At 52.1% G+C, this 26,669-nt stretch carries 23 protein-coding genes; 7 read left to right on the forward strand and 16 right to left on the reverse strand.

Going from position 1 to position 26,669, the window contains the following annotated elements:
- Positions 1-17: 17 nt before the first annotated feature.
- The 3 genes from pgl to ACO1NT_RS14240 form a co-directional block, all read right to left on the reverse strand.
- Positions 18-737, reverse strand: coding sequence for a 6-phosphogluconolactonase (gene pgl, locus ACO1NT_RS14230; RefSeq protein WP_449049379.1), 720 nt, complete (start codon positions 735-737; stop codon positions 18-20).
- Between the two features lie 105 nt (positions 738-842).
- Positions 843-2,345, reverse strand: coding sequence for a glucose-6-phosphate dehydrogenase (gene zwf, locus ACO1NT_RS14235; RefSeq protein WP_449049380.1), 1,503 nt, complete (start codon positions 2,343-2,345; stop codon positions 843-845).
- Between the two features lie 24 nt (positions 2,346-2,369).
- Positions 2,370-2,855, reverse strand: a complete 486-nt coding sequence (locus ACO1NT_RS14240; protein WP_449049381.1) for an RpiB/LacA/LacB family sugar-phosphate isomerase — start codon at positions 2,853-2,855, stop codon at positions 2,370-2,372.
- Positions 2,856-3,057: 202 nt separating this feature from the next.
- Here ACO1NT_RS14240 and ACO1NT_RS14245 point away from each other — a divergent pair, with 202 nt between their 5' ends.
- From ACO1NT_RS14245 to ACO1NT_RS14265, 5 genes are all read left to right on the forward strand, one after another.
- Positions 3,058-3,396 carry a PadR family transcriptional regulator gene (locus tag ACO1NT_RS14245; protein ID WP_449049382.1) on the forward strand — a complete coding sequence of 113 codons (339 nt, stop codon included), beginning with the start codon at positions 3,058-3,060 and terminating at the stop codon, positions 3,394-3,396.
- A complete protein-coding gene (locus ACO1NT_RS14250) occupies positions 3,393-4,067 on the forward strand; it encodes a hypothetical protein (protein WP_449049383.1) in 675 nt (224 codons plus the stop codon). Before ACO1NT_RS14245 ends, ACO1NT_RS14250 begins: the two co-directional genes overlap by 4 nt.
- A 205-nt stretch (positions 4,068-4,272) precedes the next feature.
- Positions 4,273-6,726, forward strand: a complete 2,454-nt coding sequence (locus ACO1NT_RS14255) for a TonB-dependent siderophore receptor (RefSeq protein ID WP_449049384.1) — start codon at positions 4,273-4,275, stop codon at positions 6,724-6,726.
- A gap of 9 nt (positions 6,727-6,735) precedes the next feature.
- Positions 6,736-8,085: a PepSY-associated TM helix domain-containing protein gene (locus tag ACO1NT_RS14260; RefSeq protein ID WP_449049386.1), complete on the forward strand. Its 1,350-nt coding sequence runs from the start codon at positions 6,736-6,738 to the stop codon at positions 8,083-8,085.
- Positions 8,082-8,333, forward strand: a complete 252-nt coding sequence (locus tag ACO1NT_RS14265; protein WP_449049387.1) for a hypothetical protein — start codon at positions 8,082-8,084, stop codon at positions 8,331-8,333. Before ACO1NT_RS14260 ends, ACO1NT_RS14265 begins: the two co-directional genes overlap by 4 nt.
- On the opposite strand, the gene ACO1NT_RS14270 is transcribed toward ACO1NT_RS14265, so the two are convergent.
- From ACO1NT_RS14270 to ACO1NT_RS14285, 4 genes are all read right to left on the reverse strand, one after another.
- The gene (locus ACO1NT_RS14270; protein WP_449049388.1) at positions 8,334-8,975 is read right to left on the reverse strand and encodes a bifunctional 4-hydroxy-2-oxoglutarate aldolase/2-dehydro-3-deoxy-phosphogluconate aldolase; all 642 of its coding nucleotides are present in this window, start codon (positions 8,973-8,975) and stop codon (positions 8,334-8,336) included.
- A gap of 67 nt (positions 8,976-9,042) precedes the next feature.
- Positions 9,043-10,035 carry a PfkB family carbohydrate kinase gene (locus tag ACO1NT_RS14275; protein ID WP_449049389.1) on the reverse strand — a complete coding sequence of 331 codons (993 nt, stop codon included), beginning with the start codon at positions 10,033-10,035 and terminating at the stop codon, positions 9,043-9,045.
- A gap of 82 nt (positions 10,036-10,117) precedes the next feature.
- Positions 10,118-13,018 (reverse strand): PD-(D/E)XK nuclease family protein, encoded by a 2,901-nt coding sequence (locus ACO1NT_RS14280; RefSeq protein ID WP_449049390.1) that lies wholly within the window; start codon positions 13,016-13,018, stop codon positions 10,118-10,120.
- Positions 13,015-16,314, reverse strand: coding sequence for a UvrD-helicase domain-containing protein (locus tag ACO1NT_RS14285; RefSeq protein ID WP_449049391.1), 3,300 nt, complete (start codon positions 16,312-16,314; stop codon positions 13,015-13,017). Before ACO1NT_RS14285 ends, ACO1NT_RS14280 begins: the two co-directional genes overlap by 4 nt.
- A 194-nt stretch (positions 16,315-16,508) precedes the next feature.
- On the opposite strand from ACO1NT_RS14285, the gene ACO1NT_RS14290 reads away from it, so the two are divergent.
- Entirely contained in the window at positions 16,509-17,393 is an 885-nt protein-coding gene (locus tag ACO1NT_RS14290; RefSeq protein ID WP_449049392.1) for a helix-turn-helix domain-containing protein, read from the forward strand.
- A gap of 47 nt (positions 17,394-17,440) precedes the next feature.
- On the opposite strand, the gene ACO1NT_RS14295 is transcribed toward ACO1NT_RS14290, so the two are convergent.
- The 7 genes from ACO1NT_RS14295 to ACO1NT_RS14325 form a co-directional block, all read right to left on the reverse strand.
- The gene (locus tag ACO1NT_RS14295) at positions 17,441-18,646 is read right to left on the reverse strand and encodes a LicD family protein (protein WP_449049393.1); all 1,206 of its coding nucleotides are present in this window, start codon (positions 18,644-18,646) and stop codon (positions 17,441-17,443) included.
- Positions 18,643-19,368, reverse strand: a complete 726-nt coding sequence (locus ACO1NT_RS14300; protein ID WP_449049395.1) for a 2-C-methyl-D-erythritol 4-phosphate cytidylyltransferase — start codon at positions 19,366-19,368, stop codon at positions 18,643-18,645. The genes ACO1NT_RS14295 and ACO1NT_RS14300 overlap by 4 nt, the downstream gene beginning before the upstream one ends.
- A gap of 77 nt (positions 19,369-19,445) precedes the next feature.
- Entirely contained in the window at positions 19,446-20,570 is a 1,125-nt protein-coding gene (locus ACO1NT_RS14305) for a hypothetical protein (RefSeq protein ID WP_449049397.1), read from the reverse strand.
- 155 nt (positions 20,571-20,725) lie between these two features.
- Positions 20,726-21,373 (reverse strand): hypothetical protein, encoded by a 648-nt coding sequence (locus tag ACO1NT_RS14310; RefSeq protein WP_449049398.1) that lies wholly within the window; start codon positions 21,371-21,373, stop codon positions 20,726-20,728.
- Between the two features lie 42 nt (positions 21,374-21,415).
- Positions 21,416-22,660, reverse strand: coding sequence for a hypothetical protein (locus ACO1NT_RS14315; protein WP_449049399.1), 1,245 nt, complete (start codon positions 22,658-22,660; stop codon positions 21,416-21,418).
- A gap of 96 nt (positions 22,661-22,756) precedes the next feature.
- Positions 22,757-23,104, reverse strand: a complete 348-nt coding sequence (locus ACO1NT_RS14320; protein WP_449049400.1) for a hypothetical protein — start codon at positions 23,102-23,104, stop codon at positions 22,757-22,759.
- Positions 23,105-23,469: 365 nt separating this feature from the next.
- Positions 23,470-23,886: a hypothetical protein gene (locus tag ACO1NT_RS14325; protein ID WP_449049401.1), complete on the reverse strand. Its 417-nt coding sequence runs from the start codon at positions 23,884-23,886 to the stop codon at positions 23,470-23,472.
- A 279-nt stretch (positions 23,887-24,165) separates the two neighbouring features.
- On the opposite strand from ACO1NT_RS14325, the gene ACO1NT_RS14330 reads away from it, so the two are divergent.
- The gene (locus tag ACO1NT_RS14330; protein ID WP_449049403.1) at positions 24,166-25,059 is read left to right on the forward strand and encodes a hydroxypyruvate isomerase family protein; all 894 of its coding nucleotides are present in this window, start codon (positions 24,166-24,168) and stop codon (positions 25,057-25,059) included.
- Between the two features lie 106 nt (positions 25,060-25,165).
- Here the strand turns inward: ACO1NT_RS14330 and ACO1NT_RS14335 are convergent, their stop codons facing one another.
- A complete protein-coding gene (locus ACO1NT_RS14335) occupies positions 25,166-25,477 on the reverse strand; it encodes a SelT/SelW/SelH family protein (RefSeq protein WP_449049404.1) in 312 nt (103 codons plus the stop codon).
- A 10-nt stretch (positions 25,478-25,487) separates the two neighbouring features.
- Entirely contained in the window at positions 25,488-26,549 is a 1,062-nt protein-coding gene (locus ACO1NT_RS14340; RefSeq protein ID WP_449049405.1) for an Mrp/NBP35 family ATP-binding protein, read from the reverse strand.
- Between the last annotated feature and the right edge of the window lie 120 nt (positions 26,550-26,669).

Raw genomic sequence — 26,669 nt, forward strand, 5'->3', positions numbered from 1 at the left:
GCCGCAAGCAGCTGCATTCACGCGTGTTGTGCGGCCGCTTCGTCAACAAACCACATCACGCGGCCTTCCTCACTCCGATCGATGAGCTGGGCGGGATATTGTTCGATGTTGTGCTCACCGTGCAGCACCTCATGCAGCGCTTCCGCCTTATTGGCGCCATAGGCAATTACCGCCACCTTGGCAGCTTGGTTAACGACCGGTATGGTTAGCGTAATGCGATACATATCCTGGGCTTCGAGGAAATAAGCGGCTACCCATTTGTCGTATTCATGGAGTACCCCGGTATGGGGGAACCACGACGCCGTATGGCCGTCTGCCCCCATTCCCAATAGCACCAAGTCAAAACGTCCGGCAGGTTGGAGATGATCGCGCAGCGTCGCTTCGTACACTTGCGCGAAATCACCCGGCGAGGTACGGTCGGCCCACATAGGGAAAATCTGTCCGCTCGGAACCGGCACATGGTCCAGCAAGGTTTCAAATGCCATCCGCGCATTGCTCCGGTCGTCGGTTAAGGGCACCCATCGTTCGTCGCCCCAAAAAACGAATACCTTTTCCCAGTCCACCGCCTCGCGATAAGGCGTCTTGGCGAGCATTTTATACAATTCTACCGGCGATGAGCCGCCCGTAAGGGCTACGGTAAATCGGCCATTTTTTTCAATCGCTTCGCTAGCCACTTCTATAAATAGTTTTGCCGCCGCTTCATTCAGCTGCGCCAAGTCGTTGAATTTCTTTACCATGATGTTTTTCGTTTTTTTGCTATTTGCCCATCTGCTTTTTTGCTATTTGCTTTTCAATCCACCGTCAAACCGACGGGCACGGGCAGATCGACCAAAGCATATTCCCTATGTATGGAGGTTCAACGCCCAGATATGCCCTTGGCGGGCAATCAGCGCTTCGGCGCTCTCGGGCCCCCAAGTTCCCGCTGCATAATTCGGGAAATCCAATGAATCGCGGCTTTCCCATGTTTCCAATATCGGGGTTATCACATCCCACGCCTCTTCCACCTGGTCAGATCGCATATACAACGTGGTATCTCCCCGCATCGCATCCAGCAGTAAGGTTTCGTAGGCTTCGGGGGTCTGTGTGGAGCAGGTGTCGTAATCAAACACCATTTCCGCGGGGTTCAAGCTCATTTCCAGCCCTTGTTTCTTGGCTGTAAAACGCAGCCTGATGTCCATCGTAGGCTGAATATTGATGGTTAACCGATTGGGCATCAAATTCCCCGCTTGCGACGATGAGAAGGTGGAGTGTGGCACCGGACGGAACTGGATGGTGATGGACGAGGTTTTTTCCTGCATCCGTTTGCCGGTGCGTAGGTAGAAAGGTACCCCTTGCCACCGCCAGTTGTCGATAAACAATTGAACCGCCGCATACGTCTCTACGTTCGATTTGGGATCTACCCCCGGCTCCTCGCGGTAGCCCGGCACCTGTTTGCCCCCTATCCACCCGGGGCCGTACTGCCCCCGAACGGCATATTTGTGCACCTCTTCCGGCTTCAGGCGCCGGATGGCACGCATCACATCCACCTTCCGGTTCCGTATCTCTTCGGCCTGGAACGAGATGGGCGGCTCCATCGCCACCATGCAAAGTACTTGCAACAGGTGGTTTTGTATCATATCGCGGAGCGCTCCCGAATTTTCGAAATAGCTTCCACGATCTTCCACGCCGACCTTCTCGGCGACCGTAATCTGGATATAGTCGATGTAATTGCGGTTCCACAAGGGTTCAAACAACGCATTCGCGAAGCGGAAGGCCAATATGTTCTGTACCGTTTCCTTGCCCAGGTAATGATCGATACGGTAAATCTGCTCCTCTTGGAATGTCCGCCCCAACAACTCGTTCAGGGCCACCGCGGTCTCTTTGTTGTAACCAAAAGGTTTTTCCACGACGATCCGGTCTGATGCCGGCACATCAGCGAGCTTGTACTTGTTGATGTTCAGGGTTGCCGACTCAATAAACTGTGGCGCTATCGACAGGTAAAACAACCGGTTGGCACGTGTCCCCCATTCCTTGTCGAGCGCATCAAGCTGGGCACCAAGCCCCTCGTATGCGGCCGGATCGTTGATGTTCGACTCGAAATACGAAATGGTGGTCTTGAATTGGTCCCATTGCGCATCATCGGGCTTGCCCTTCCGGGAGAACTCCACCAATCCGTTGTGCAGGTGCTCGCGGTACGTGTCGTCGTCGAGCTTGGTACGCCCCAGTCCGATGATGGCAAATTTCTCGGGCATCCATCCATCGATATATAGGTTGTAAAATGCCGGGATTAATTTTCTTTTAGTAAGGTCTCCCGTGCCACCGAAGATGACAATAATTGTGGGAGCCAGCTTTTTATTTGATTTCATGTTGATTGTAAATACACCTTATTCTCACTTGTTCACCGTTCGGCCATCACCGGGTTGCGCCAGCTGCCTTTCCAGTGCAATAACCTTTTGCAGCCGTCGTTCAAAACGCTCGCCGCCGTCATACTCCGCTTGTAGAAAAACAGTCGCCAGCTCCCAGATCAACATCGGGCCAATAACCCGTCCGCCCAAGCAGAGCAGGTTCATATCGTCGTGCTCTACCCCTTGGCGGGCCGAATAGGTTTCCGTAATCAATGCGGCACGCACACCGGGTATCTTGTTGGCTGCCACCGATACGCCCACACCGCTGCCGCACACCGCTATACCACGGGCCACCTCACGGTTGGACACGGCACGAGCCAATGGCACAATGATATCGGGATAATCGTCTGTTGGATCGTATGTCTTCGCACCATAATCGCGCACCTCATACCCGGCGTCGATCAGCTTGGCCATCAGCTGTTCCTTCTGCTCAAAACCGGCGTGATCTGCCGCTATACCTACTGTCATCATCAACGGGTAACCTGTTAATCTGCCGCTGGCGTCTTTACACCTTGCGAAACAGGCGATGAAGATAGCCAAAAAATCAATTTTCGATAACAAATATGCCGTTTTATTTTGAAAATGATTGTACCGTGTCATTTTCAGGCGATCATATATCCAAATCATCATACATAATTTTCTTATGTATGTCAGAAAGTTATATATTTGTAGCATGAGCTCGGCGAAGTTATTAAAAGGTACGCTCCAAACCATTATCCTGAAGCTACTTGAAGACCACGGCAAAATGTACGGCTATGAGATCACGCAAAAAGTGAAACAGCTAAGCAATAGCGAGTTCAAGCTTACCGAGGGCGCATTGTACCCGGCATTGCATAAGCTCGAAGCGGACGGCCTCCTCGAAACGAGTACCGAATTGGTTGACGGCCGGGTGCGCAAATACTATGCACTCTCGGTTGAAGGCAAAGGAGAGGTCAAAGAAAAAATGAGCGAGGCGGCCATTTTCATCGAGAAGCTGCAACTGGTGTTGAACCTTAAACCCACGGTATCATGAAACTCACCCCGCAGCAACTCGATTATATCCGAAGCTTTATCAGCAAGCGCGGATTCACCGCACTCGACCTCCAGATGGAGATTATCGACCATGTGGCCTGCCGGGTTGAAGACATGCTCGCGGCCGATCCTACCGTCGGCTTCGAAGAAGCAGTAGCCCGAACCCACCGCGAATTCGGTGTATTCGGATTCGCCACGTTAGAAGAAGCGATGATGAAATCACTGACCCGTAAATACCGCAACCAGTTCGCCCTTGAACTCAAGCAATGGTTTTCCTTCCCTACGGTGTTCCTCGTGGGCGGTTTTGCTTTCCTGTTGTATCAGCTTTTTTTTCTGGTTGCCACCAACTGGTTGATTGGCATCTTCGGCTTCATTTATCTGGCATTTGCCATAGGGGTAGTCGCATACCATTTCAAACTGAAGCGTCGGTACAAGCGGTTAATGATCATGCGGGTTACAAACAGTTTTGTTTTCCTTCCGACCATTATCTTACAACTTGGTATCCGTCTCCCCGAATTCCCCCAATCCACTTGGCCACTTTGGATACAGGCCGGCATGTTTACTGGGATTATTCTGTTGTTCGCCTTCCTATTCGTCGCGTTCTTCCGGCTCACCCGTTTCGCCATCCGGCAATGCCAGCAATTTGAAGAGCGTTACCCAACTATATCCTAAACCCGGCCTTCCTACAACAATTACATCATTTTAACCTTTGCCCTATCCGCATTCCGTATTGCCTTAAGGTCACGTCAAAATACAACTGTGGTACGACGCATGCCCCACATCCGTGACCTAGGGAGCTTACTTTTTCTTCTAAAGTTTTGATAATGGCAGTTTTTTATCTAAAATTGCATCTTATTTAAATTAAATCCAAATAATAATGCGCTATATTTATACCTTCGCCGTATCCATATTCTTTCTCATGTCGAGCCAAATCAGTTACGGCCAACTCCATGCTGTGGCCGGCCAAGTCCACGCCGCTCTCGACCAACAACCGCTGCCCGGGGTCACCATCCGGATATTGGGCATCTCCCAAGGTCAAGTTACGGATGAAAGGGGAGCTTTTTCGTTCGATGGCCTAACGGCAGGTTCTTACACACTCACTTTTTCCTATCTCGGATACGAGTCATCCAGACTTAACATCAACTTACCTTCGCCCAACAGCACTCGGTTGTCCATAGCGCTCACCCGAACCGAAAATCAATTGCAGGCGGTAGAGATTCTCGGCCGGAAAGAGCAGAGTTACAAAAATACCGCCTCTTTTGCCGGCACCAAAACCGAAACGCCCATCCGGTTTGTTCCGCAAGCCATTTCCTATGTCACTAAAGAAGTCATAGACGATCAGCAAGCGTTCAAGACAAGTGATGTGATCAAAAACATCAGCGGTGTCAATGTATTTTCGTTTTACAACAACGACTTCACCCTGCGCGGTTATCGGGCTAGCAATGCCCTGATCAACGGGCTGCGGAATCCTACCGGCAGTTGGTCGCAATCCTTACTGCCAAATGTGGAACGTATCGAAGTGATCAAGGGACCTGCCTCGGCATTATTCGCCAACACCGACCCGGGCGGAACGGTCAACACGGTCACCAAAAAACCGCTGGATGTTAATCGGCGGTCCATCAACTTCGCCACGGGAAGTTACAATACATTCCGCCTGTCAAGCGATTTCACCGGACCAATGAACAAGGAGAAAACACTGCTTTATCGGCTCAACCTTGCTTACCAAAACGGCCAGTCTTTCCGTGTGCTGCAAGGGGGTGAAGATATGGTCATTGCGCCCTCCATCTCGTTCATTCCCACCGATCGCACACAATTCAATGTCGACTTCGTGTATTCGAAAACGAAATCGCGGTTAGATCGCGGCCAACCGATTTTCGGTGCAACAGCCGGCACGGATCTTTACTCCACGCCCATCTCCTTCGCCATCGGCAAAGAGAATGACTACGCCAACGAACTCAGCTTATACACCACAGCCTCGCTACAACATAAGTTTACCGACCATATCTCTTTCAACGCTTCCTACATGAAATTCCTTTACGACGAGGATTTATTGGAGCACCGCACCTCCAACCGGTATGCTGTCGATGCCGATGGCGTCGAAATCCCTACGCTCATGGAGATGCAAACCATCCGGCGGAAGCGCAAAAACTACAACGATAACATCACGCTGTACCTCGTAAACGATTTCAGTACCGGACCGCTGGTGCATAAGCTATTGGTAGGATATGATTACATCCAGAACGTATCGCCCGTAGGCGGCTCCAATTACAACGCACGCGGATACCGTAACGCGGCGAACAATGGGGCCATCAACGCGTACGATCCGGCTAATCGCGACAGCTACCTCATCCGCGATAACCGACCGGTGCCCAATGTCCCCCATTTCGATCTCACCAATCCCGACTACTCCATCTCCGAAATATCGGGCTATTTCAACGTATCCAGCGCTCAGGCCGTGACCAAGTATTTTGTCAACGGCGTCTACGTGCAAGACCAGATCAGCTGGGGGCCGATACAGGCGCTGCTCGCGTTCCGGCAAGAATATTATACCGATATCCTCAACTATCAAAAAGAAGACGCCGAAGAAGTACAGCAGCAGGCGTTCATCCCCCGCTTCGGGTTGGTATATACACCCTTCGAACCCGTTAGCTTTTACGCCACCTATGCCCAGGGCTACCAACCACAGGGTGCGGGCACTATTGGCGACCCCGACCGCTACGGCGGGCCGTTTGATCCGTTGACCAGCACCATGTATGAGGGTGGCGCAAAGATGGAGTTTCTCAATAAGCACCTGGCCATTAACGCTGCTATCTACCAAATCGAGCAGAATAATATCCTCATCAATGCCAACGACCCGGAAAACCCCGACCGGTTGAGGCAGGTGGGTCAGCAGCGTTCACGCGGCATCGAACTCGACGTGTACGGCCAGCTACTCCCCAACCTAAGTGTTACAGCCAATTGGGCGGTCAACGAGACGATGATTACCGAAAGTGAAAACGAAGCCGAAGAAGGCAACATCCTGCCCAATGCCCCCAAAAACCAGGGCAGTATCTGGGCAAAGTACATTTTCACAAACCGTGTACTCCATGGCATTGGCATTGGTGTCGGCACGAATTACGTGAGTACCCGCACTACCTTCAGCGAAGTTCTCACCTTGCCGTCGTATGTCGTGGCTGATGCCGCGCTGTATTACACCATCGATAAGTTCAGGCTATCGGCCAACCTGAACAATGTGTTCAACAAAACCCACTGGGTTGGCGGGTATGATTTCAACCGGTTGTTCCCCGGCACGCCACGTAACTTCCTTGTTGGCATCGGATACACATTCTAACCCAAGCAAATGACCAAGGGTAACGATAAGGCTGAAACCAGTAAACGTTTTTTTTGGCGGCTCCACCATTGGGTGGGGCTGTATACCGGCATACTCATCGGTGTCCTCAGCATTACCGGCGCCTTGGCCGTATTCATCCCCGAGATCGATGCGCTGATCCAGCGGCATCATTACCATGCGGTCTCAACCGCTTCGACCACCGGCATCCCGCAATTCGGTCAATCGATCGACTCGATCGTTCGCCGTTTCCCCGACTACCGTTCGCTGGCCATCACCCTCCCCGACCAGCCACACCACGCCGTGCAGGTAGATCTGATTACATCTACAGCGGGTATGACTTCGCGTTACGATTTCTTCATCGATGGCGGTGCCGACCAGCTTCTCGGACAACGCAACCACCAGAATTCGCTGGCCAACTACCTCCGCCAGATGCATGTCCGGTTATATGAAGGATACTGGGGCCGCCAATTGGTCGGCATCGGTGGATTAGCCTTGGCCATCGTGGCCATCACCGGATTGGTTATTTACGGCAATTTCATGAAACGGCAGGCATGGCCGGCGGTAAGGAACCGGACCAACATACGCATTGTCATGGCCGACTGGCACAAGCTTATCGGTATCAGCGCGTTGGCCTTCAATTTGGTCATCGCATTGACGGGAGCTTGGCTGGGCCTCCAACCGTGGTTGATGCGATGGCTGGATATCGCAACACCCAACCAGTATACAGCCGCCGTTACGATGGAGCCGGCGGTGGACCGCGCTTTGACAATGGATTGGGCAGCGATGCTACACGCAGCACAGAAAGAATTCCCCGACCTGCAACCCCAGCGCATTGTTCCGTCGACCAACGGGTCGGGCACTGTTACCATTCGGGGCAATATACGAGGAGCCGTATACGAACGCGGCATTAACTTATTGGTGCTGTCAAAAATTGGCAACCGGCCGGTCTTCAAATACGATGTACGCCAACAGCCGTTTGGCCATAAATTTTATTTCATACAGGAAGCGTTGCATTTCGGCGATTTTGGAGGCCTGTGGTTGAAAGTACTCTATGCGTTGCTCGGCCTTACCAGTGGTTTTCTATCCATCAGTGGATTCGTCATCTATCTCTTCCGGCTGAAGAAGAAAAAGCCCCGTCGGGCCGATGCCTTGAAAACCACGTTCGTGTACAGCATGATCGCTATACTTTTTTTGGTAATCATCGCCCTCATCAGCCTGTTTATCGGCTATATGCAGGCATCACTCGTAGCCGGGATTATTGTTAATGTGCTATTGGCAGCACTGATCGGTTATGCGCTTGTACGCTACTTTATACGTATTTATAGCCGAAGAAACCACGTAGCATCGACACACCAATGAACAAACAGGCCGTCAAACAACATAGACTTATCGAGCACTACCTGGTGCCCACGGCGCTATTTGCACTCAACATCGGCCTGGTACATGTCATTTACGCTTATGCCAACGGTACCTGGGAAAATCATTGGCACCTTGCTGCATTGACCGGTTCTCCCGTCGTGTTGGGATTGGCGTTATTGCTCAAGCACCGCTTTCTACTGTTCTTTTCGACCGTCGGCTACCTTGCACTTCTCCTGTGCTGGCCGTAGCTACACATTCACCCAGCCCATCAATTCCCTGCTACGGTCGGCAAGCCAGTCGAACCCCGCTGCCCCTTCGGGCTTGGCAAATAGCTTGGAGCCTAGCCCCACGGCACTCACCCCGGCACCAAACCAACCCGCGATGCTCTCTTCCGTAGGGTTTACCCCGCCGGTGGGCATGAACCGCATGGTTGGGAACAGCGGCTTGACGGATTTGAGGAACCCCGCACCCAGCAGGTCACCGGGGAAGAGTTTCACCAATGGCGCCCCCAGATCTTCGGCCATGCTGATTTCAGTGGGCGTCATACAGCCCGGTACCCAAAGGATTCCCTGCTCAAGGGTCACCTCGGCAATCTCCGGCTTCACCACGGGGCTCACGATAAACTGGGCACCCATTTCGAGGTAGGCGGTGGCGTCCGCAGCGGTTTTGATCGTCCCGATACCCAGTAGCAGGCCCGGCCAGTGCGCTTGTTGGTGCGCTAATAGCCGCGAAAAGTTCTCCGGTGCCTGGTCGCCGCGGTCTACGAACTCAAAAACCCGGATACCGCCCCGGTAGCAGGCGTTTACCACCTCCATGCATGTATGGATATCATCGTTATAATAAACCGGCAATACCGGATATTTCAGGATATGATCAAGTGTATTCTTCATTTTTTGCTATTTGCTATTTTGCTATTTGCTGTTTTGCTATTTGCTGTTTTGCTTTCCTGCCTCTTGGCTACAAATCGCCGTTGCCGAAATCCCCTTTCACAAACAGTTTCTTGAATCCGGCAGCAGTTGCCGTATCCACGACGCCTTGCCCATCTTTCTCCGAAACCAGTGCATAAATCAGTCCAGCCATGAAAGCGTCGCCACTGCCGGTGCGGTCTACCACCACGTTGGTCTCGTGTATCGCTGATATAAAATCACCGGTACGTGTGTGGTAGGTGCCATATAATAGGTTATGGGTAGCCGAATCCATGAAACGGAAAGTATATGCCAGGTGTTTGCATTGGGGCAGGCGCTCGAACACCTCGCTTGCCGACTCCTTAGCGTGTTCAAAATACGTATCGGGCGGCGTATTCCGTCCTAATGTATCCATCACCGTCGTTCCCAACATCTTGTTGGCGGCCCAGATATTACCCATCACCACATCGCAGTCCGGAAGCAGTTCCGGCATCACCTCGATTGGCTGTTTGCCATAATTCCACAGTTTATTGCGGTAGTTGAGGTCTACCGACACCACCATTCCTTTGCGGCGTGCCGCCTCCAGGGCTTCCTTGCATACCGCCGCGAGCGATGCATTCAAGGCCGGTGTGAGTGCACTCCAATGGAACCATGTATAACCGTCGAGCACCCGATCCCAATCAATGGCACCCGGCTGCAACTGGCTGAAGGCCGAATATTTCCGGTCGTACACCACTTCGCCCTTGGTCAGTCCATTGGCCGATAGCAGGAAATACAGTCCCAGTCTATCCCCCTCCAATAAGGTGGTGGATACGTCAACGCCGAGTGCGGTCAATACCGCCAGCGCCTGCGATGCGAGTTCGTTGTCGGGCATCCGGCTTAGGTAGCTGCAGGGTACGCCCCACTGCGCCAACGATGCCACGACATTGGCTTCGGAACCGGCCGGGAAAACGGCCACGGGGCTGTCATTTTCCAAAAATGATGCGCCCGTTGAACTCAGCCGCAACATCAACTCGCCAAAAGAAAGTATACGATGTTTACTCATGGGATGCTAAAGTAGTATTTAAAGTATGAAACCGGAAACGCAGCGCACGAAATACGCTGCACAATCTACGCATACGTTTTCGTTACCCTTCTTCGTCCGCAGGGTATGGGCCGATAAACTCACGGTAAGGATCGTCTGGATACCCTACCGCATCGCCATTATGCCGGAAAGCGATATCGGGGTTAAACAACTCTTCCAGCGTATGGCGCAGGAATTCCACGAACCTGGCTTTGGTATCCTCCAACCCCGCCCCCTCCACGACAAACCCACTACGGCCACCCATGTAAAACAGCGAACCTTCGTTACGGAGTTTCCGGGCTACGTAAAGGTTCGGTTCCACGCCGGCGGCGCCCGTTACCTGTTCATACAACAACGTATAAAACAAGGTTTGTATCATTGCCTTGTTGCTCTTGGCCGATGCCGGGGCGAACAAGGTGTCATAACCGTTGAACTTCAGTTCGTCGCGACCTGTCTTGTAGTCCACGATCCGTGTTTTGCCCGCAACCACATCCACGCGGTCTATGATGCCATATAGGCAGACGGTCTTCGTTTCGCCCGCCACGGTAATCGGGAACTCGATGGCATAATCGCGCTCGTTCTCCAACTCCACGATGTGCAATGGAGCCACCTCGCTGGCATCATGCCGCAGGAATACGGCCGCATACTCCGTGGCGATTTTCAGGAGGATACGTTGCATGCTGTTGGGTGCGAGGCCCTTGCCGGCCGGCATTTTCAGTTCTTTGGCCAGCGCATCGAGGCACAACTGCGGCAATTGGTGGATTTGCTGCCGGATGTGCGCGGCCTCGATGGTGTCGTGCTGGGCACGCAGCCGTTCGTATACCGTTTGCATGGCGCCGTGCACCACGGAGCCCAGCTTATTCAGTTCGAACTCCTCCGAGAGCTTCGGGGGTTCTTTGATTTCGGCGATATATTTCAGGAAGAACAACAGAGGCGACTGCAGGTAGGTGGTGAGGCCCGAGGCCGACAGCCGCAGGCGGTCGGGCGCATCCACATCCACATAACGTTGCATCTTCCGCCACACGGCACCGGTTTTGGCTACGGCCACCGGATCGGGTGGCGACACGGTACGCACCGATTGCCGCTGTACCCGATGATGGCATGCCCAGCTGCTTTCGAAGGTCAACTGCCGCACAAACCTGCTCACCTCACCGCTGTTGCGCTCATCGACCACTTGGTTGTACACTACCGTGACCCGTTCCGGGTGCTGTAGCAGGCGGTAGAAAAGATAGGCCGAAAGGGCGTCCTGGTTTTCGAGCACGGGCAGGCCGTGCGCGCGCCTGATGGAATCGGGGATAAATGTGGGGGCCGCGGTGATTTTAGGCAATGCACCCTCATTGGCACCGATAATGAACACCTCATCGAAGTCGAGGCAACGGCTTTCCAGCAGGCCCATGATCTGAATGCCATTCAACGGTTCGCCTTCGATGGGTGCGCTGACGCCTTGCAACGCTTTCTGGATCAACGAGCAGGCGAAGCCTACCGAGAGATCGGGGTGGCCAGTTAGCCCCTCTTGCAATAGGTTGAGTGCCTTTTTGGTAGCCATCAAGAGGGCTGCCTCGATGTGCTGTAAGGCACTGTCGCGTTGGCGGCGCTCCAGCACACCGTCGAGCAGCCCATGCAATGCCTGCATGAGCGCCCCGCTATTCTTCCGTTCGGCAAAAAACGCCGGGTAACTGCCGGAGCCAAGCGATAGCCCGCTGGCCGGTATCTCCAGCCATTGGTTTGTATTGATCTGCTGTTGGATGCCCCGTCGTTCTTCGGCCGCCACCCCGCATAGCGGGTGGGTCAAGGCAGCTTCCACATCAAGGTGGTGCACCGTACCGCCACCGTGGGTGGCGTAGTGCTGCTGGATGCGCAGCCAGAGGTCGATGTAACCGAAGAGCGTTGACTGCACCAAGGGGTAGCCCACCGTCACGTTGAAGTCGACACCCTCCGGTAGACTCTGCAACAGCGGTATCAGCAGATGCTCGTCGGCCAGGATAATGGCCGTATGGGTCGGCGAAGCCGTACCGGCTGCCGCTGTGGGCAACCATTGGGACAGCATCTTGGCCTGGGCCACCGTGCCCGCGGCTGCGATCACATCCAATCGGCCCTTTTTCGCCGCCAGTACGGACGGAAAATCACCCAATGCATTTGTCAGTCCATACTGCCCCACATTCCTTCGCATGAACAAGCCCGCTTCCTGTAAGTCGTCATCCACATAATAATGGTCGCCATCGAAATAGAACAGGGCTTTACCTTCCCCTTGCCACCGGGCAAAAAGCTTCACCTCGCAACGGCTGAGGGCATTGAAGCCCACAAATGCCACCTGTTGATATACATCGATAAACTGCGGGTTGGCGGCACGCCCCTCCGCGAGGTCGCGGTAGACCGTTGCCGAGGTGGTAAGTCCCTGCCCGGCCAGTTCTGCCTTAAACTGCCGATACAACCGCGGCAATCGCCCCCACAGCTGCAGGAACTTCTGCTGTATGGCCGTTTGTTTACCGACGGAAAACGACTCCCAGAATTGCCGCATGAAACGCTGCTGCTCGGCAGAAAGGTTCGGAAAACGTTGCTGGAGGAGGGCAATGTCGCGCAGCTCGGCATACACCTCGCCGGGGTCCACCAGGTCGTAGTCCAGTTGGGCAAAGTCTGCCAGGATGGTTTCCGCCAGCGGATAGAACTCGTCCGGCGTTTCCTCGGGCAGGCCTTCGTCGCGCAGCAATTGGTTATGCAGGCGGTGCAGGATGAAAAACTGGGCAAGCGCGCTGCCTTGTGGGCGGGTGGACGACTGGGCGAAAAACTCCTGTATGGTGAAAAAGGCCGGGCTCCACAGCGGCTTGCCGGCCAAGTCGGCCAGGTGCTTGCGCAGGAAAACGATGGGCCGTTTGTTGGTGAGCACCACGGCCACGTCTTTCAGGTCGTCGCCGAACCGCGACAACAGATCTGCCGCTACTTGTCGGAGAAAAGGCCCGTTATTCATATGGCAACCAGTTTATTCAACGTTCCGTAATACACGTACCCTTTTACGTTGGGCATACCCAGTTGGCGGAGTACCAGTTGGTAGTCGGCCACCTGTTTGCGGTGGGCATCATCTTCCTGCTGGGTGAATTTAAAATCGAGCACAATGGTTTCCCCGTTGCCTACAAGCACCTTATCCGGGCGCAGGGTCCGCCCAGTGGATAGGATAACGCTTCGTTCGTTCCAATGCTGGTAGTCTCCCCCATACCACGCCTGCAATTGCGGATGTTCCCATGTGGCCAGGGCGAGGGACCGCAGCTCCGCACGCTCTTCACCCCGTACCAGGCCCTGTGCCTGGAGGCTGTCCAGCGCAGCGTCCAGCCCGGCCACGCCCGTAACGGTAGCCATCAACTCATGGAGGAGCTGCCCATTGCGCCGCGCCGCCTCGCGCCGTACCATATCCAGCTCGGCACGCATTTCGGGGCGCACCAACTCCGCTTTCAACCGGCCCGATGTAGGGTAATGGTCAAACGAGAGGCTTCCTTCCGGGCTTTCCGAACTCCCACCGGGGCGTTTGGCCGATGGCCTACCCAAACGGATCCCGTGGTCAAACGCCACACCCAGCTCGCCGGCATGGCCCTGCAACACCTCCCGCAACAGGTCGCCCGCCACCAACGAGCTAATCTCATCTGCGCCTTTTATACCGGGTGCGGTGATATAAAGGTGTTCCCGCGTGCGGGTGGTAGCCACATAGAGCGTATTGAGCGCATCCATGTAGTTGAAAAGCATTTCCTCAAAGTAAGCCTTATATAAGGAAGACCTACCGAGGTCACTTTTATACTTTACCGGGGTTTTATGGAGCAACGCATAGGGCGTGTCCGTGGTATCCACCCAGAAATGACCATTCGGTTTGCCATCTATTGCCCATGCACAAAAGGGGATCATCACGACGTCAAATGCCAGCCCCTTCGATTTGTGTACTGTAATCACTTCCACGGCATCTGCATCGGCGTTGGCGGGCAGCGCCTTGTCTATGCCCTCCTCTTCCCAATACGCTAGGAACGCCGGTATGCCGCGCTCGCCGCCCGCGGCGAAGCCCGCCACGAGATCGCGGAACGCGAAGATATAGGGTAGATGCTGGGGCAGTGCGTGCAGTCCATAAGCGCCGATCAGGGTTTCAACCCCTTCAACCAGTGGCAACTGCACCCACATCGGGGCCTGCTCGCAAAGCGGTTCGGGCAGCAAGCCCACCAGACTGTCCAGGCCGCCCGTGCAGATGTGCAGCCACTCATCGGCAGCTACCGGTTTGCCATGCAGTTGGTTGTACAGCAGTATGCAGTTGGCCCGGTAGAGCGCCGCGTCCGAGGCACCCCCCACGAGCGCCCGCAGCGTATCGACCAGCAGCCGTATGGCCGGGTTGTTGGCCAGCGTCAGCGCTTCGCCGGAAATCACATCAAAAGCAACGCCGGTCTCACGCTGCCGGTCGAGCAGGAACTGGATAACCTCCCGGGCCTCGTTGTTGGTACGAACGAGGATGCCCACTTGGCGGGGCGCATATGTTCCGGTGGCCAGCCATCCGGTCAGCGTATCGGCCATGCGGGCCAGCGCCTCCTCTTTCACCGCACTCGGGCGGTGGCTGTTGCTGTTTACTTCGATGAAGTCGACCTGTACAGCCCCCCCCGCCCGGTCGGCTTGGGGCAACCGCTGGTTACTATCGTGGTACGCGCGGATGATGGTATCGTGGTTGCCGGACGGTTGCCACCATTGCTCATACTGCTCCGTACCCAGTTCCTTCAGCACGCGGTCGTTCAAGCGTTGTTGCAGCCATGCCGGCGCATGTTCAAAAACCAGGTTATTGAAGGCGACGATGCGTTCATGGCTGCGGTAATTGGTATCCAGCGTTTCCTGTCGGATCAGCGATGCCGTGTCGGCCACGTTGAATGCCTGCCCGATCTGCCGCTCGGCGCGGTCGAGCAGGATACGCCAGTCGCCATTGCGCCAACGGTAGATACTTTGTTTCACATCGCCCACCACGAGGTGTTCATGGTGCCGGCCTGTAGCGTTGCCCATGGCGTTGATCAGCAGGGGCCGCAGGTTATCCCATTGCCTTTTCGACGTATCCTGGAATTCGTCGAAAAGGAAATGCCGGAAACGGTTACCCGTTTTCTCCCAGATAAATGTGGGGTCGCCTGATTCGTTGGTGCCGATACTGCCCAGGAGGATCTGCGCATCGCTGATAAGTTGTGCCGCATTGTCGTGCCGCCACTCGGCCAGCAGCGCACTCATTTCCTTGAGCAGGCGAAGGTAATACAGGTTTTCGTCGATCGCCTTGGCAAGGTAATAGTCGGGCGCCTGTTCGGCATACAGCGCTTGCAACTGGTGGAGCAGCGGGTTCAGCGCATCGTAAAGCACTGCCATGCTGCCATCCAGCCCCCCTTTTTGCCATTCGTTGGGTTCATGGACGTATTTCCCCAGTTTTTTTATCGCATCTGCGGGGTCTTCTGCCGAAAATCGATCCAGCTTACCGAGATAGTTGCGCGATTTACCGGCCATGTCCATCACATCCACCCCCGATTTACTGAAAGCGTCGGCTGCGGCCTTGAGCAACTGCCCGAAGGCATCTTCGAATTGCTTGATAGCTGTTTTACAATAGCGGTCGAGGTTAGTAAAAAGCTCCTGCCCCGGAATCTGGGATATGGCCTTGTCGAAGTCCTGGAAATCCTCCTTGAAGATCTCTGCGGCCAGTTCGCTGAGCGCCCAGCGGTAGTTCCAGTTTTCATCGCGGTCGATCTTGGCCTGCGCATAGTCCATGATCCATTGCAGCAAGTCGGGTCGCTCGTCGAGCAACCGGTTCAGGCGCAACACCAGGTCGGCCTTCACCTTACGGATATTCATCTCGAGTTTATACCCGGCATCGATACCCAATTCAAAGGTAAATCCGCGGATCACCTTTTGGGTGAACCCGTCGATGGTACTCACCGCAAACCGGCTATAGTCATGCAAAATTTTGCGATACGTATCCACCGCCCGCTGCTGCAAGATGCCGGCATCCCATTGGGGGTAGGCAGCCAGCAGCATTTCCCGGTATCCACTGGCGGCATCGCTCGTACGCCCGTCACCCGTGGCCAATGCTGCCAGCACTTCCAGTATACGGCCTTTCATTTCGGCAGTCGCTTTATTGGTAAAGGTAATGGCCAGTATCTCGCGGTATTTATGTTCACCGGCAAACAAAAGCGTAAGGTATTGCGCCGTGAGGCTGAAGGTCTTGCCAGACCCGGCGGATGCTTTGAGAATTTTTAGCGGCGGAACGGCAGGCATAACGCAAGTTTTCAGGGGTGAAGATAGGGAAATCTGAGCCGAAAAGAGAAATGATGGGAGCTGTAAAAATTAAAAATTGCTATCTTACCACCATTCGATAACTACCTATTTGAAAAGATGCCCGAAAAAACCTGTTCCACCAATGGCGGGAGACGGTTTCGTCAAGGCCTAGCGCGAAGGATTCCTTCCGTGGGATGCACCTAGCGGTGTTGCAGCAGGCCATGCGGCGGAAGCTCGACCAACAGTTGTCGCTCATCCAGTTCGAAACCCACGACTTCATCCTGTGCGAACTGAAAGGCCTGCCATCGGAGATGATGGCCTTTGCCCTGCCCGCCATGCAAACGGACATACTTTGGCTCTGCCTGCAATTCCACGGCAAGCTATCGTTTCCCGATGGCCACATAGGCCAGCCCGAAACGCTGTTTTCTTTTGCTACCGGTGCGAACGATTATCCCCTTACACTGGCTGCCGAAAAACAATGGGTCCTGCTGCTGGGCCTATCGGGGTCCTCCCGCCAGCTGTTACTGGCCGAGTTGGCCCCGCTGCGGGAGCTGCTCGATAGGCCGGAAAACGCCAGGCCGGCCCACCCTATCACCTTTGCCGACCGGCGCCAGCTGGACGCATTTTCCAAATTATCGTTTGGCCCTTTCACCACCCCTCACCATATCGGCCAGCTACTGGCCCCCCTATACGGGGCCTACACCCAACAACTCGTGAGGCCCCGAGATCCGGGCGGGGAGCAAGCGCTCATCCTGCTGTACCACCGGGCCGTTGCCTATATCCAGCGACACTACATGGACGAGGGCCTGAACCGGGAGACGGTCGCCGCGGCATGCAACTGCTCCGTCAGGCAGCTAACCCGCGCTTTTGAAGGCCGGTCGGTTACCCTCAATACGGCCATTCGCACGTTGCGCCTGCACAAAGCAAGGGAGCTGCTGCGAAAAAAGCCCGAGCAATCGATAGAGGAAATTGCGGTGAGCCTCCATTTTACCGATGCTAAACATTTGGCTAACCAATACCGAAAACAGTTTCACCGGTCGCCCCGCGAAGAGCGGAAAGCGATACGGCCGCGCAAATAGCTTTTTCAGGGTACCACTCACGGGGTGGTCAAACCTGTCCGGTACACCTACAGCATCCTCCCTGTTTCATCTACTTCAATCGCGAGGCTCATTGGCTTGAAAACACTCGCCTTTACCCGATGGGACCACACATAAACTTTGATACGGGTTTTCCACCCCTTGTATTTGATATCCAATATCGTTTTGTAATTATTGGGCAATTTCAACCGGCACCCCTCAAACACAATCGGCTTTGGTGGGAAAAAAGTTGCATGGCTGAGAAAATAGCCATCGCACGTTTCTACCTTTCCATATCCCTTGTCGAAAAAAACCCAAATATCTACGAACGGAAAAAGATAAGGGAATCCCTCAGCCTTTTGCCCAGTTTTGAACCAAAATTTATAATAGGTTTGATTGGTTTTGGGCCACGTCCACGTGCAGGATTCCACATACCCTTCTTGCTCCACCCGCTCCATAAAGGCATCGATATCGGCGGCGTTCATCATCAGGTCGATATCATCGTCCCAAGGCATGATACCGCCGTGCCGAACGCCACCAAGCAAAGTACCCGCATGCAGGAATAAATCGACACCCATCTCTTCCGCAACGTCCGAAAGGTATTTCATAATCGCCACCGCATCTCTTTTTGTTTCTTCTGACCACGCTGAATGCTTAAATATGGCCTCCCTAACCGATCGATTACGCGCAAGGTAACTGGGCGACTCCGACTCATCATATTCAAACCAATCGGTTTTGGAGAAACTGGTATTAATATGACCAGAAAACGACTGGCGTACCAACTCTTCATCCACGGGTTGAATAATCGTATCTAAAGCAATCATTTTTTGGACTCCGCGCCTATGCATGATATAACAATAGCTCCCCCAGAAAAAACCGAATTTGCTGGCGCTGACCTCCAAAACGTCTTTCCTTCCGTCGGCAGAAACTTTGTCGTACGGGAAAAACACATCCCATTCATCACCCATGTCTGCAAAATAGGCTTCGAGGTCTTCTTCACTGATATTCATATGCACCCCTTCTTCCATGACCATGCACACTTCTTCTCCAGAGCCCATGAAATGATGCCACACATTGAAGTGCGCTTGGTAGTTATCGATTTCATAATCGGTTATCCGTACACCGTACGTACCACAGAAAAAATCGTGATCGACAGTCTTAATAGGAATGTTCGGAATAACCGCTTCTTTAGCGGAGGTCTTTATAAATGGGACGGGATGACTGGCTCCGTCTCGCCTGATAACATAATTATTCATTGGCTGGTATACTGTTGTTGTTTCTCAAACATCATCGGATATAGCACCTCTGCCAAAGCCAAGTCTAGGGGATACGTGATTTTGATATTTTCCCGGTTGCCATTGACCACGTGAATTTCTACACCCATATGTTCCACAGCTACTGAATCGTCTCTGAACGTTTCTTGGTATTCCTGATCAAACGCCTTTTTAAGTATTTCATACTTAAAAACCTGAGGTGTCTGAACGATATGTATGTCGGATCGACTATACGTGCGGTCGAGTGCCACGGAACGACCATCGTTATATAAACGTATAGGATTAACCGTAGAGACCGCCGGCACTACCGCGCCGTGTTCCCTCGCTTTTGCATAAGCATTGATGACCACGTCTTGTGAAACGAATGGACGTACACCATCGTGGACTGCTACCAATACATCGCAGTCTTCGGGAATAACGGCCAATGCATTTTTTGCGGAATGGAACCGTTCCTTACCGCCCAAAACAACGGTATGCGGCACGTCGAAATCGTGCCGTTCTACGAGTTCGTGCCAAATCTCAACATAATCGCGATGAAGCGAAAGGATAATCGCTATATCGAGCGGGCAATGATGAAATACGCTCAACGTATGCATCAGAACGGGCTTACCGGCCACCTCGCTAAACTGTTTGGGGAGGCTTTCCTCGAATCGATTGCCCATACCACCCGCAAGGATGATGGCGTAATGCTTTGGTTTATCCATGGCTTGATGGTTGGAATATTTTCTTTAAAACAATATGTTATCCCGCGTTTGGCTCTATTACAAGTATTTCCTTCCCGCTACCACTTATCATTCCGGTATTTAATTGTATCTAGCGATAGGATATTCCCCTTATTGTCTTTACTGTAAAAAATTGTCATTCTTCTCCAACTCATCATTGGACGGCCATTTTGTATTGGAGAAGACCATAGGCATGAATGGCGTTTAATGGCGTTTAATATGCTTTCGTGGTTAGACCTATCCGCGCTCACAGATTTAAGTCCTCCAAGCATTCCTGCCTTAGTCACGACAAATTGAACATTTATGGAATCCGAGACAACTGGCATTAGTGGCTTCACTGCGTAAATCCCCATCGTCGCTCCCAGCTTTTTTAGGTAGACTTTCTCGTTTGGATAAGGTTCGGAATCAATTTCTGTACTAACGAAGATATTCGGATCGTTTGTGTTAAAATCTTCTATGTAACACGGACATGCCGTATCGATTGCCAAGGGCTCTTCAAAAACCATTTGAACCTTACCAGGGGTATACCACTTGTCTTTTTTAAGCACGCCTTGCCTATACTCATTATAGCCCTTCTTATACCGCGAATCTAATAAATGAACGACATAATGTTCCTCGTCAGCAAGTCGAATACGATCAATTTCACCTATGCTCAAACTTATTGGATCAAAGTGGTATATAGAATAATGACCATAGATTACGGTGCCTGTATCAGACTCCCCATAATTACCAACACCGCGCCAATCAACGACAACCTGTTCAAGAGGTAAATCAATATGTTTCTTCAGGAATTCGGATAACGTGATACGCTTAGAAAAGAAATCCTCATCCGTATCGACCTGTATAACGCCCTTATACCGTTTTCCGCCAATTACGGTATCACCTATCGATTTTTCGATCTTATTAAAGAACCTCGGCTTTGACGATCTGATGTCGTATGGGCTAACCTGCCTGCCATTGATGAAGTAGGCAGGATCATCGGCATATTGATCAGACGACACAGGATGCTTCGATGTGTGAAGATATACTACACCAAGATAATCATGTCCTTGAATTGTAGTTGTATACGGAAATATCTTATATATCTTTGCCCCTTCTAGGTCAATTAAATCATCCTTCTCAATGATTTTTCCATCCACTTCAAATGCATAATTCTCAAACTTACCATATCTTATCTCCGACATAATGTCTTTATCAGCACTACGACGTTCGATGTTTTGCCAACATGACTGGATAGCAGGCAATGCCGAAAAAAGAAGAAAGGCCAAATATCTCATGGTTTACTTGATCACAATAAATTATACTATCGATTAATTATACAATTCCTAATTTATCCATTTCAATAGTACACCTTTTTATAGTAAACAATGTCATTAGGATTTTGTGGCTGGTAGTTTTCATTATTATTCGGATCGATATCATCATTGTACGGTTGATAAAACTCGGCTAATGTCATGCCGGTACGAATATAGTATTGCGACCCACCTCCTTTGGCATCATAGGTGTCCGTGGAGGGATTATAAGCCCCTGCATGAGAAACTTCGCTGCCATTATAAATTACAACTAAACTGGCTTGCGATTTATCACATCGTACATAACCAAACTTTTCTTCGATTATATCTTCGTTAATATCAAGAACAATATATTCACCATCCATCAAAGCATAACCTAAACAATTCGATATTGCATTTAGGTCGCTAGGTGGTATAAATTCTTGAGTAATCGGGTCCCTTATTATCTGACCAAATTGATCACGCACGCCGACCGCTTTGTGCACGACTGTAGTCTGTCCATCTGCACCGGTAAATAGATATTTTTCTAGTACCAGGTTGTCACCGTAGTAGGAATAATCTTCTAAAATACCGGTAGCCTGCATCGGCCCATCACTACCCCCACCATGAAAGCCACCCTTTAATGCATAAAGCTCCGGGCCTACAATAGACTCCAATTCATCAGACAGTTTAAGAATGTTTAGTTGATTTTTCATAATTAAATTTCTATTTGGTTTTTATTATGTTACCGCTTGGTATTATTCATCATATCGATATTCAAGGTCATCCAACGAAACTATATTGCCGTTTGGGTCTTTACTGTATATGATGGTCATGTTACGTTGTGTCAACACCGGCCGTCCACTAAACATACCGCGTGACCACGAACAGGAATACCGTTTGATGGCTTGCAATATTTTTCCATCGGTTGGTGAAGGAGAGCCTATCGCTTGGAGCTCGGCGAGCATGCCCGTGCGGGTCACGATAAACTGTACCCGCATCGAATCCCGAGCTGCAGGATTGGCAGCTTTACCAGGTAATCCTAAAAGACGTGATAACTTTTCCAAGTATAATGCGTCGCCTCCGTAGGGCTCCGGTTTTAGTTCCGTCAATTGGAACACATCATCGCCGTTCCGAACAAAATTCGCAACATAGCATGGGCAAGCCGTATCAATTTCCAACGGATTCTCAAAAAGTAGCTGAGCTTTATCACTGGTCCACCTGTTTGTTCGCACTCGCCCCTCTTTATCAATCAAATCACTTCGGCGATAGCCGTGGTCGGCTATGTGAACCACGAACTTCTCATGATGGGCAAACCGGACACTATCAATTGCGACGGCACGAATGCCGGAGGGTTTGATATGGTAGATCGAAAAATGATCTTGGATGATGCGGCCACCATCCTTCTTGCTTCCACTATGCCAATGAACGATTACATCTTGCAATGGCAAGTCCGTATATTTTTCAACGGCTTCCGCGAAGGTGATACGGTCGGCAAAAAAGTCCTCATCGGTATCCACATGCACGGAACCATGGTATCGCATCCCGTCGATGACGGTATCTTTGGTGGATTTTTCAAGCTTGTTGTAGGATTCCGGTATAGACCATCGAATATCATACGGACTCACCTGTATACCATTGACGAAATAAGCCGGGTCATCGGCATAGGGTTCAGGAAGCGCGGACTGTGGGGTATGGAAAAGCACTGCCCCACTGTAGTCACGGCCTTGAAGCGTGGTGTCGTAGGGAAATACCGTATGCAGTGATGCCCCCGCGTAACGGGATAATTCCTCTTGGTCAATGGCTTCTCCATCCAGCACAAAAACGTAATTCTTGAACGCGGATCGTTCGATTACGGTATCTGGCTTTACCGAACGCCTATTCTGGTCATCAGCTGGCGTACTTTGAATGACCGATTCTTCATACCGGTTATCGGGTTTTATTTGTTGGGAGCATGCTAGGAACCCGAATGAAATTAGAAAAAAAAATAGTGGGTATTTCATAATCTTTATCGAGTAGGGCCACCATCGCCGATGATTGTCTCCAGTTCATCAGACAGTTTAAGAATGTTTAGCCGCTTTATCATAATTAGTCAATCCTTAAAAAGCTAGTTTCGGTTTTTGGTTGATTGCCATTTTCAGCATCCGGCTATCGATGATTTTCAGCCAGCCATTCATGAGATGATCCAAGTGCACCAAAAAGGATTTTTTCCATTTATTCATGACCTTTTTGAAGTTGAATGCGGCTGTAGCCAGCATAATATTGATGTCATCGCCAAAGATCCTTTTGTAAAAGTTCCGGTTTACACGGTGGTCCGCTTTAAGGTGGTCGATGACGGGTCCTATCGGAGCCCTTTTGCGGTGGGCTTTCCTGAGTCGCTGTTGCTCGTATTTGCTTTGCCTGGGATTGAACGGCTTGGGTAGCTGTGTCTTCGTATTCCCTATCATTGCCTTCCCTCGGTACCCCCCTGTTCCCAAACCCGTATTCCTTATGTCCCTTCCCTTTGGATATGCATGGCACATCGGGCTCATGCAGGGAATAGATTCCTTTCCTGCACCGTGGTGTCCACATTCACATTGGGAAATGTCTTTTTTCCGGGGTATCATACAAAACAGATTGCAGGATTCATGGCCGGAATATAAGAAAACACGCAATATAAATCAAGGATTTATATACGTAGATTCCTAATAAACAAATGGTGATGTGATTTTAAGGGCTAACTAAGTAGTTACTTATAGCCTCACTGCTAGTTCCGGTGTTGGGGTAGGGAAACTGGTTATTTTGGTCTTTGTGGCCTCCGTGGTAGAGGGGCTTAGACATCCCCTACATGGATTCGGCTGAACCGGAGTATGGATAGCCTAAACCGGAGTACGGATGGCCCAACCCCTACATGGATTCGGCTGAACCGGAGTATGGACAGCCTAAACCGGAGTACGGATAGCCCAACCTCTACATGGGTTCGACTGAACCGGAGTACGGACAGCCCTGACCGGAGTACGGATAGCCCAACCTCTACATGGGTTCGACTGAACCGGAGTACGGACAGCCCTGACCGGAGTACGGATGGCCCAACCCCTACATGGATTCGACTGAACCGGAGTACGGATAGCCCAACCCCTACATGGGTTCGGCTGAACCGGAGTACGGACAGCCCAGACCGGAGTACGGATGGCCCAACCCCTACATGGATTCGGCTGAACCGGAGTACGGGCAGCCCAAACCGGAGCACGGATGGCCCAACCCCTACATGGATTCGACTGAACCGGAGTACGGATAGCCCAGACCGGCGTAGTTAAATGGGTAAAACTAGTCGCTCTCAATCACGACTGTTTTTGGATTACGAGGATTACAGTATAGCGGAGGACGAATGAAATGGATGCCTTGATCGACGATTTCACGGACTTGAGTAACCGCGTGGATGCCTTTTATCATAAAGTCGATGAATTTGATCGCGATCTGTTCTAACCAGCCTCCTTTCTATTTCCGCTATTTTACGTAGGTTTATGGCATGAAACTCGCCCCCAAACTTTTCTCTAGAAGAACCGCCCTGAAAGCGGTGGCGGCCGGCACCACGGCCGTCATGGCCACCGGCATGTTCGCACGCAGCGCTGCCGCACAAAAAGTCGCCGAAAAACCGCTGAAAGGCCGCATCAACCATTCGGTGTGCCGCTGGTGCTATCCCGACATCCCGCTCGCAGACCTCTGTACCGCCGCCAAGGAAATCGGCATCACGGCGATCGACCTGGTCGGTCCCAAAGAGTGGCCCATACTGAAGCGATACGGATTGCATGCGGCGATGCCACATGGCGCGGGGAAAGGGATTACCGAAGGGTTCAACGATCCCTCCCTGCATGACGAGCTGGTGGCCAGCTACGAGGCCCTCATCCCACAGGTGGAAGCGGCCGGATACGACCAGCTCATCTGCTTTTCGGGCAACCGCCGGGGGCTGGACGACGAACAGGGTATCCGCCATTGTGCCACCGGCTTGAAACGCCTCATGGGTACCGCCGAAAAACATGGGGTGACCCTGGTGATGGAGTTGCTCAACAGCAAGGTAGACCACCCCGACTACCAATGCGACCATACCGCGTGGGGTGCCGCCCTATGCGATGCCGTGGGGTCGGAACGGTTTAAGCTGCTCTACGATATCTACCACATGCAAATCATGGAGGGCGACGTGATTGCCACCATCCGCAAGTACCACCCTTATATCGCCCATTACCATACGGGCGGCGTACCAGGGCGCAATGAAATCGACGAAAGCCAAGAACTTAACTATCCCGCCATCATGCGGGCCATTGTCGAAACGGGGTTCAGGGGATATGTGGCGCAGGAATTTATTCCCAAGCGGCCAGAGCCACTCCGGTCGCTGGCGCAGGCGGTTGCGCTATGTGATGTGTAAAGGCAAAAAAAAGATCTCCAAACGGGGAGAATGGAGACCTTTACTAACCAATTATAAACCTAAATTATGATAATGCAAAGGTAGTGTATTTTTCACACTTTGCAAATTATTTTTCATCTTTCCCTGAATCGGGCTTTGCATGCACCCGATCGGAGTGGCCAAGCGATTTATCAGGCGCCACGCGGTCGCGCACCAGTCGCTTCAAAGCCGTGATTTCGGGGAACCCACCCGCAGCTTTACGGTCCACCAGCGGCTCACCGTCAATCGAAATACAGAATTCGCCTGCCGTCTCCGCGGGTTTCAGCAGCACGCCGTTGAGCTCGTCGGCAAAGGTGGTGAGTAGCTCAGTGGCCATATAAGACGACCGCAGCAGCCAGCCGCATTTGGGGCAATACGTGATCGTGATGGTCGGTTTCATATACAGTACGCTACACCGCCGCTTGGTTGATAGCCAGCCGCTGGGCTACCTTGCCGGCAATGTCGAGGAATGCGGCCCGTGCCGGATTATCTTCATCCATCATCACGGGCAAACCATTGTCGCCCGAGTCGCTGATGCTTTTCACCAGCGGGATCTCGCCGAGGAACGGGGCACCGAACCGTTCGGCCAGCCGCTTTCCCCCATCCTTGCCGAAGATGTAATACTTATTGTCGGGCAATTCGGCCGGCGTGAAATAAGCCATGTTTTCCACCACACCCAGCAAGGGGATATTGATGGAGTCCATCAGGAACATGCCGATGCCACGTACCGCATCGGAAAGCGCTACATTTTGTGGGGTGGTGACCACAACTGCGCCCGAGATGGGGAATCCTTGAGCCACGGTGATGTGTACATCGCCCGTGCCCGGCGGCAAATCTACCACCAGGTAATCCAATTCGCCCCATTCGGCATCATTAAACAGCTGCTTAACGGCCGTACTCACCATGGGTCCACGCCAAGGCACCGGCTGGTTAGGGTCGGTAAAGAACCCTATCGACAATAATTTCAGCCCATATTTCTCTATCGGTTCGATTTTTGTCTTGCCATCTTCGGTTTTGGTGGCCTTGGGCCGGGCACCTTCCACCCCAAACATAATGGGGACGGAAGGCCCGTATATATCGGCATCGATCAGGCCGGTTTTGGCGCCCTGGGCTTGCAAAGCCAATGCGAGATTGGCGGCTACGGTCGACTTGCCCACGCCCCCCTTACCCGATGCGACAAGGATGATGTTTTTGATATTAGGCAATTGGTTACTCTGCATCCCGACTACCCGTGAGGTCATGTTGATATCTACGGCAATGTTTTTATCGACAAAAAGTGCGATGGCATTGCGGCAGGCATGCTCGATGTGCCCTTTCAGCGGGCAGGCCGGCGTGGTAAGCACCACGTCAAACCGGATGGCCGACGGGGTGATTTCCACATGCTGGATCATATTGAGGGTCACTAAGTCTTTTTTTAGATCGGGATCATCCACATGGCTCAGTGCATGCAGCACCTGTTCTTTCGTAATCATCGCTCCTATTCACTATATATTATACTGTTACAAAACTAGCGAAAGCCGAACACAAACTTGTCATATCTTTGTTTTTAATCATAATTATCCCTTACTTAGGTCCCATTTAAATCAGTTTTG

Source organism: Parapedobacter sp. (assembly GCF_053550995.1).